The sequence below is a fragment of the Marinobacter bryozoorum genome, from assembly GCF_023156245.1.
In the GTDB taxonomy this organism is placed as follows: Bacteria; Pseudomonadota; Gammaproteobacteria; order Pseudomonadales; family Oleiphilaceae; genus Marinobacter; species Marinobacter bryozoorum.
The window spans coordinates 250,457-257,851 of sequence record NZ_JAKZAH010000001.1 but is presented as its reverse complement, the minus strand read 5'-3'; the positions used below and the strand labels follow the sequence as shown (position 1 = coordinate 257,851).

Genomic DNA, 7,395 nt, shown 5'->3' with positions numbered 1-7,395 from the left:
ACTCTATTCGGCTGGATATTGTGGATACGTTCTCGGGCCGAACTGTGATTCGACGCGGCGGGGTCACTTGCTCAAAATACTTCTGCCGCGCAGACTCCTAGCCGGCTATGGCATTGCCGCCCGGCTGGAGTTCCTGTTGATTCCGATGGTGTTCGGTATTGGCGCCGCCATGACCGCGATCGTTGGCACCAATGTGGGCGCTGGCCGGGTGGCTAGGGCCGAGCAGGTGGGCTGGACCGGTGGCGCGCTTGCGGCGGTGCTGACTGGCAGCATCGGCCTGTTGCTGGCAGTCGCACCGGGGCTCTGGGTTGGCCTGTTTACCGATGATGCGGAAACGTTCAGCGCAGGTGCCAGGTTCCTGCAGATCGTGGGCCCGGTATTCCTGTTCCAGGGGCTGGGGCTTGCCCTCTACTTCGGTTCCCAGGGAGCGGGCTTTATCCAGTGGCCGGTCTTTGCTGCCCTGGTCCGGTTTGTCGTCGCCATTGGTGGCGCCTCGCTGGTGGCTTACGGATTCGGAATGGGACTGGATGCGGTCTACGCCTGTATCGCCGCCGGTATGTTGCTGTTCGGCGCGATTACGGCCAGTGCCCTGCGCCTTGGCGCCTGGCGCCGGGGCGTCCCTGCCGGGTGACAACCCAGCTGCAGCAAAGTCCGCCGGCCGGCTCCACTCCGGCCGGCGTGCCTTGTTGCCCCCGCGCCCTTACCCTATGCTGACGTAAGTCCCTGACAATCCAGACAACCGATCAACCCTCAACCGGAGGTGCTATGAAACTCGCTACCCTGGCCAAACCCGGCGGACTGGATCAGCTAAGCGTCACCACAGGCGCTGAACCCGGTGATCCTGGCCCCGGCGAAATACGGGTACGGATATACGCCAGTTCCCTGAACTACCATGATTACTCGGTGGTGACCGGTCGCATTCCCACCGACGATGGCCGCATTCCCATGTCAGACGGTGCCGGTGTGGTGGAAGCGGTCGGCCCGGAAGTGAAGGACTTCCAGGTAGGCGACCATGTGGTTTCGACCTTCTTTCCGGAGTGGCTGACCGGCCCTGCCCCCATCGCCAACTTCAGCACAACCCCGGGCGACGGAGTCGATGGCTACGCCCGGGAGCAGGTTGTGGCACCGGAAAGCGCCTTTACCCTGGCGCCGAAAGGCTACAGCCACGCCGAAGCCGCCACCCTGACCACCGCGGGCCTGACCGCCTGGCGTGCGCTGGTGGTCAACGGCGGGCTGAAGGCCGGGGATACTGTGCTCACGCTCGGTACCGGCGGCGTGTCCATCTTTGCCCTGCAATTCGCAAAGATGATGGGGGCGAGAGTCATTGCAACCTCTTCGTCCGATGACAAGCTGGAGAAGCTCACTGCGATGGGAGCCGACCACACCATCAACTACAAGGCGACACCCGAGTGGGGCCAGCGTGTGCTGGAGCTAACCGGTGGCCAGGGTGTGGACCATGTCATCGAAGTAGGCGGCCCGGGCACCCTGCCCCAGTCCATTGATGCGGTCTGCATCGGCGGCCACATCTCGCTGATCGGCGTGCTCACCGGCCGCACCGGGGACGTTCCAACGGCAAAGCTGATGGCAAAGCAGGCGCGGCTGGAGGGGCTGATCGTCGGCAGCCGGGCCCAACAGCAGGACATGGTCCGCGCCATTGAAGCGAATGACCTGCACCCGGTGCTTGACCGCTCATTCCCGCTGGAAGAAATTGCAGAAGCCTTCCGCCACGAAGAAGCAGGCAGGCACTTTGGCAAGATCTGCCTGGATTTCTGACGGCCAGTGATGGGTGGCGGCACACCGGCAGCGCCCTGACACAAGACAAGCCGGGGCGCCGGTGTCAGCCTCGTGGGACAACAATCGCGAGGATGCCCCCATGAATTTCGATTACACCGACAAGGTCCGGGGTCTGCAGGAAAAGCTGCAGGCCTTTATGGACGAGCATATCTATCCCAACGAAACTGCCATCATCGAAGAAATCCGTTCGCTTGGGCCCTACAAGGTGTCCCCGAAACTCGAGGAGCTCAAGGCCCTTGGCCGGGAGTCAGGGCTGTGGAACCTGTTCCTGCCGGAGTCTGAGCACGGTGCTGGTCTTACCAACCTGGAATACGCTCCCCTGTGCGAGATCATGGGCCGGGTTGCCTTTGCGCCGGAAGTCTTCAACTGCAGCGCACCGGACACCGGCAATATGGAAGTGCTGGCCCGCTACGGCACCGATGAGCAGAAGAAAACCTGGCTGGAACCGCTGCTGGAGGGCAAGACCCGCTCCTGCTTCGCCATGACCGAGCCGGCAGTGGCTTCAAGCGATGCCACCAATATCCAGTCGTCCATTACGCGGGATGGCGACGAGTACGTCATCAACGGCCACAAGTGGTTCAGCTCCGGTGCTACCGATCCCCGCTGCGCCCTGTTCATCTTCATGGGCAAAACCGACCCGGACAACCCGGACCGGCACAAGCAGCAGTCCATGATCATCGTGCCCCGGGATGCCGAAGGCGTGGAGATTGTGCGGCCGCTACCGGTATTCGGCTACGACACCCTGGACCGGGTCACCGAGGTGAAATTCAACAATGTGCGGGTGCCCGCCGGCAACATGCTACTGGGTGAGGGCCGCGGTTTCGAGATCGCCCAGGGCCGCCTGGGGCCCGGCCGCATCCACCACTGCATGCGCCTGATCGGCCTGGCAGAGCGGATGCTCGAGCAGATGTGCCAGCGCACCCAGCAGCGGGTAACCTTTGGCCAGCCAGTGTCCACCCAGACGGTCACCCTGGAGAGGATAGCCGAGTCCCGCATCGCCATCGAGCAGGCCCGCCTGCTGACCCTGAAAGCGGCGTACATGATGGATACCGTGGGCAACAAGGTCGCAAAGGCTGAAATTGCCATGATCAAGATTGCCGCGCCCAACATGGCCTGCAAGGTCATCGACTGGGTGATGCAGTCCCACGGTGGTGCCGGGGTAATCAATGACCACGGCATTGCCGCCGCCTACGCGGTAGCGCGATTCCTGCGGATTGCGGATGGCCCTGACGAGGTCCACCGCAACCAGCTGGGCCGGCTGGAGCTGAAGAAACACCCCGTTACCAGCCCCTAGAAATCACGCCCAAGAAAAAGGCCCGCGGTTTAGCGGGCCTTTTCACAACTCACTGAGACTCAGCGATTCTTCCACACCGGGGCACGTTTCTCCGCAAACGCGCGCGAACCCTCGATGGCATCCTCCGACTTCATCACCGGGGCAATCAGCTCAGCCTGGCGATCGAACATCTCGTCCAGGGACCAGTCCTGCTGCTGTGCGATCACATTCTTGGTCGCCTTCAGTGACATGGGCGCATTGACAGCGATGGCGCGGGCCAGTTCCAGGGCGCCAGACATGGCCTCACCCGCATTGACCAGCCGGTTGATCAGCCCCAGGTCATACATCCGCTGGGCGTCCGCCATATCACCGGTCAGGGCGAGCTCCATGGCCACCCGGTACGGCAGCTGACGGGGCAGTCGCAGCAGACCACCAGCACCCGCTGCCAGGCCACGCTTCACTTCCGGCAGGCCGAACTTGGCATTGTTAGCCGCGACAATCAGGTCGCAACTGAGGGCCAGCTCGCAGCCACCGGCCAGGGCATAGCCCTCGATAGCAGCGATAACCGGCTTGCTCAGTTTTGCCTGCACGAAACCGGCGAAGCCTTTTTCATCAGTGACGACCTTCTCACCGGCCACAAAGGCCTTCAGGTCCATACCGGCGCAGAAGGAGCCGCCGGCACCGGTCAGGATCAGCACTCGCACGTCGTCCCTGGCTTCAAGCTCATCCAGGGTCTTGTCCATGGTCTCGGCAACCGCCTGGTTGATGGCGTTCTTTGCCTCCGGACGGTTCAGGGTAATGATGGCAACGCCATCTTCGACTTTCAGTTCGATCACGCTCATGTTTGTTTCTCTTGTTATTGATGGGGACTGATATCTCATCACGTCGTGAACTACCGCGCCTCGGTCAAACCGACGATCTTTCCCCTACATCAACGCAACCGAAAACCCGCCATCGACCACCAGGTTGGTGCCGCTGACATAGGCGCCGGCGTTGCTACACAGATAAAGCACCGAGTACCCGATATCCTCAGGCTCACCCAGACGCTTGACGGTAGTCTTCTCAACAATGCGTTTCTTGGTATCGGCGTCAAAGGCATCCGCCAGCTTGGTCTGGATGACGCCGGGCAGAACGGTATTGACCCGGATGCCTTCTCCACCGAACTCAAGGGCGAACGAACGGCTCATACCGATCAGGGCAGTCTTGAGGGTGGAATAAAGGCTCAGCATCCGGTCCGGATGCAGGGCAGCGACGGAGGCCAGGTTGACGATGCTGCCGCCGCCTTTCAGGCGCATCAACTTTACCGCTTCCACCGACATAAACCAGTAGCCTCTCAGGTCCACCTCGACGGTCTTGGTGAACAGGCCCACCTCCGTGTCCTCAATGGTTCGCCAGGGGCTGAGCACTGCGTTGTTGACCAGGATATCCAGGCCGCCATGTTCCTCTTTCAGCCAGGCAGACATGGCTTCGATATCCTCCATACGGCCAATATGGCAGGCACGCCCTTCAGCACTCAGCCCCTGCTGACGAAAGCCGGCAGCAATGGCATCGCACTCATCCTGCTTGCGGCTACTGATGATCACATGGGCACCTGCCTGGGCAAGCACACGGGCGGTCGCTTCGCCAATCCCCATGGTCGACCCGGTAACCAGGGCCACCTTACCCTCCAGGCTGAAGGCCGATGCCAGTTCCGGTGGTAGCTGTGCGGTCATGGTTTCCCCCTTTGATGAACGCAGTTTGTTGTTGTCGGGATGATGTGGGCGGCCTGCTGGCTCACTGGTGGAGCCTCACGCTCGCCTTCCCCGGCGTTATGACTTCTCCGGCCTCGTTCACAATGGCGAGCTCGACGTCGACCTCCCCGTCGGCCTCCCGGACTTCCGTTATGCGCCCACGGGCGCGCAGCGTTTCTCCGATATAGGCCGCCTTCCGGTTGCTGTATTCAAAGCCCGACAGGACGCCATCTGTGCCCACCCACTCCAGCACCAGCTGGGTCAGGAAATCCCCCTGCAGCGGGCCGTCAATCACGATGCCAGGGTGGCCCTCCTCACCAGTGGTGTAGGGGTGGTCATAATGGATCCGGTGGTGGTTCCAGATGGCGGCGTTGTACATGAACAACTGCACCTCATCCGGCTTGAACGCCCGCTCCGGTAATGGGTCGCCGACATGAACCCGGGATAGCTTCATGGTTACCTCGCAATGCGGGTGGAGTGCTCCGTCATGACCGGCTCCCCCGCTTCGGTTTCAACACGGTTCTCAACCACCGCAAAGATCAGCGGCCCCTGCGCCCCTTCCTTTTCGAACAGGTCCACCAGTGTCTGGCGGGAAACCAGAACATCACCGGGATAGATGCCCCGGAACCAGGTCTGCTGTGTGCCCCCGGCCATCACCCGCTTTAGGGGCAGTTCCGGCACCAGCCCCGTGTCCGGTGGCAGGCCATCATGGCCCAACTGCTCCCGCGGCAATATGGGCAGGAAAAGTCCAAACAGAAACATGGGGGGCGCCTCATCCCCATCGATAAACCGCTGCAGGCGCTGGCCGGTAGCGGCCGAGTATTTGCAGATTTCGCGGCGGGTCACTTCTGCACTGACGGGGGGTAATTGGCGCCCGACCGCCGCATTGAGTTCCGGTGTCAGCAACGCCATGGTTAAACTCCTCAATGGTCCAGCCCGAGACGGGATCTGGCTTCTGCATCCAGTTTTCGGAAATCGATCTTGCCCTCAGGCGTCACCGGCCAGGCGCCCTCCCATTCCAGAAATTCCTGCGGTATCTCGTAGATCGCCATAACGCCCTTACAGGCTTCCCGGATGTCCCGGGTTGAACCAAGGGTGTGTCCGGCCCGGGGCCTGACAAAGGCAACGATCTTCGATCCCCAGTAATCATCCGGCACACCAATGGTCTTGACGTCATCGAACGCTTCGTGGAACACCTCAAGCAGCAGGTTGGTCACCCGCACGGTAGAGACGTTCTCCCCGCCGGTTTTCAGCACGCCACCGAGCCGGCCGAGGAAGGTGATATAGCCGTTATCGAAGGTTCCGTAATCACCACTGTGGAAGTAGCCCTCCTCGTCAAAGGACTGCCGGGTTTCTTCTTCCTGGCGATGGTAGCCCCGGAACAGGAAGGGGCTGCGGTAACAGATTTCCCCTGGCTGGCCCTGGATAACCCGGTCACCGGTTTCCAGATCCTTGATAACCACTTCAACCCCCGACAGGGGCCGGCCATGGGTGTACTTCTTGATGCGGTAATCCATGCAGTCATGTTCCGCCAGCGAAACCAGCGGGCCATTCTCGGTCTGGGCATAGAGATTGTTGATGGTCGCGCCTTCCGGGCACATCTCCTTGACCAGGTCGTAGCTTCGGGGCTCACCGGCAAGCACCGCCTTGGAGATGGTGAAGTCATACCCGTCGAAACCCTGTACACGGAACAGTCCCTGCCAGTGGGAATCGAAGCCGAAGGTCGCCGTTACCTTGTACTTGTCGATGATTTTCAGCGCCTGTTCCGGCCGGAACTGTTCCATCAGATGCAGTGTGCTACCAGCCAGGGTCAGACTGAGATTGAGTCCGAACAAACCGCTGTTGTGATAGAAGGGGCTGAGATTGATGTAGGAATCGCCTTCCTGGTAACAAAGGTTCCTGGCACCGAAATGGGCCGTCGCCAACGGGGGCCGATGATCCCAGAGGGCGCTCTTGGAGAGCCCGGTGGTACCCGAGGTCTGGCACATAAACTGGATATCGGTGGGACGACCCTCTGTGATCAGCCGGTCGAATGTCGCCTGGTCCCAGTCCGCACCACGCTGTTCCAGGTCACTGAAATCCAGGAAACCGTCATGACGCAGCTGCTGGCGGCTCAGGCACACCATGTGAGTAAGTGCAGGAATTGCCTCAGAGGAAACCCGCGCCCCTTCAACCTGTAAGTCAGGAATTGACTCTTTCAGTGTGCGGATATAATCCCGGTCAGCATAGTGATCGACCGTGACGATCACCCTGGGATTGTTACGGGGCAACACACCCTGGAATTCAAGGACGCCCCACAGCAGGTTCAGCGGATTGATGATGGCTCCCAGCTGAAGCGTCGCAAAGTACAGGCACGCAAACTCCGGCGTCGGGCTGGGCAATACGGAGACCACATCCCCCTTGCCTACGCCAAGGCTGATCAAACCCTGGGACAACTGGTTAACCCGTTCCTGCAGAACGCGATAGGTGATCTCCTCGCCCTCGAAAACGATGGCAACCTTGTCCGGCTGAGCGGCACAGACTTCGGCAAACAGCGCCTGGGTTGTGTTGTCGTACCAGCGGTTGTGAAGGGATCTCTCCGCGAGTGTCATGGGCACT

General features: G+C 61.0%; 8 protein-coding genes. 3 read left to right on the top strand and 5 right to left on the bottom strand.

All coding sequences use genetic code 11. From position 1 onward, the window contains the following. Window positions 1-67 precede the first annotated feature (67 nt). The 3 genes from MLC59_RS01125 to MLC59_RS01115 all read left to right on the top strand — a co-directional run bounded on the left by MLC59_RS01125 (window position 68) and on the right by MLC59_RS01115 (window position 3,088). Window positions 68-631 carry an MATE family efflux transporter gene (locus MLC59_RS01125; RefSeq protein ID WP_248230184.1) on the top strand — a complete coding sequence of 188 codons (564 nt, stop codon included), beginning with the start codon at window positions 68-70 and terminating at the stop codon, window positions 629-631. Window positions 632-765: 134 nt separating this feature from the next. Continuing rightward, window positions 766-1,773: a zinc-dependent alcohol dehydrogenase family protein gene (locus MLC59_RS01120; protein ID WP_248230182.1), complete on the top strand. Its 1,008-nt coding sequence runs from the start codon at window positions 766-768 to the stop codon at window positions 1,771-1,773. A gap of 100 nt (window positions 1,774-1,873) precedes the next feature. Next, window positions 1,874-3,088 carry an acyl-CoA dehydrogenase family protein gene (locus MLC59_RS01115; protein ID WP_248230181.1) on the top strand — a complete coding sequence of 405 codons (1,215 nt, stop codon included), beginning with the start codon at window positions 1,874-1,876 and terminating at the stop codon, window positions 3,086-3,088. Between the two features lie 59 nt (window positions 3,089-3,147). Here the strand turns inward: MLC59_RS01115 and MLC59_RS01110 are convergent, their stop codons facing one another. From MLC59_RS01110 to MLC59_RS01090, 5 genes are all read right to left on the bottom strand, one after another. Beyond that, window positions 3,148-3,909, bottom strand: a complete 762-nt coding sequence (locus MLC59_RS01110) for a crotonase/enoyl-CoA hydratase family protein (RefSeq protein WP_248230180.1) — start codon at window positions 3,907-3,909, stop codon at window positions 3,148-3,150. Between the two features lie 84 nt (window positions 3,910-3,993). Continuing rightward, window positions 3,994-4,779, bottom strand: a complete 786-nt coding sequence (locus tag MLC59_RS01105; RefSeq protein WP_248230179.1) for a glucose 1-dehydrogenase — start codon at window positions 4,777-4,779, stop codon at window positions 3,994-3,996. 61 nt (window positions 4,780-4,840) lie between these two features. Then, window positions 4,841-5,251 (bottom strand): hotdog family protein, encoded by a 411-nt coding sequence (locus MLC59_RS01100; protein ID WP_091854857.1) that lies wholly within the window; start codon window positions 5,249-5,251, stop codon window positions 4,841-4,843. A gap of 2 nt (window positions 5,252-5,253) precedes the next feature. Then, the gene (locus MLC59_RS01095) at window positions 5,254-5,709 is read right to left on the bottom strand and encodes an FAS1-like dehydratase domain-containing protein (protein ID WP_091854856.1); all 456 of its coding nucleotides are present in this window, start codon (window positions 5,707-5,709) and stop codon (window positions 5,254-5,256) included. An 11-nt stretch (window positions 5,710-5,720) separates the two neighbouring features. Then, window positions 5,721-7,388 (bottom strand): class I adenylate-forming enzyme family protein, encoded by a 1,668-nt coding sequence (locus tag MLC59_RS01090; RefSeq protein ID WP_248230178.1) that lies wholly within the window; start codon window positions 7,386-7,388, stop codon window positions 5,721-5,723. Window positions 7,389-7,395: the final 7 nt, after the last annotated feature.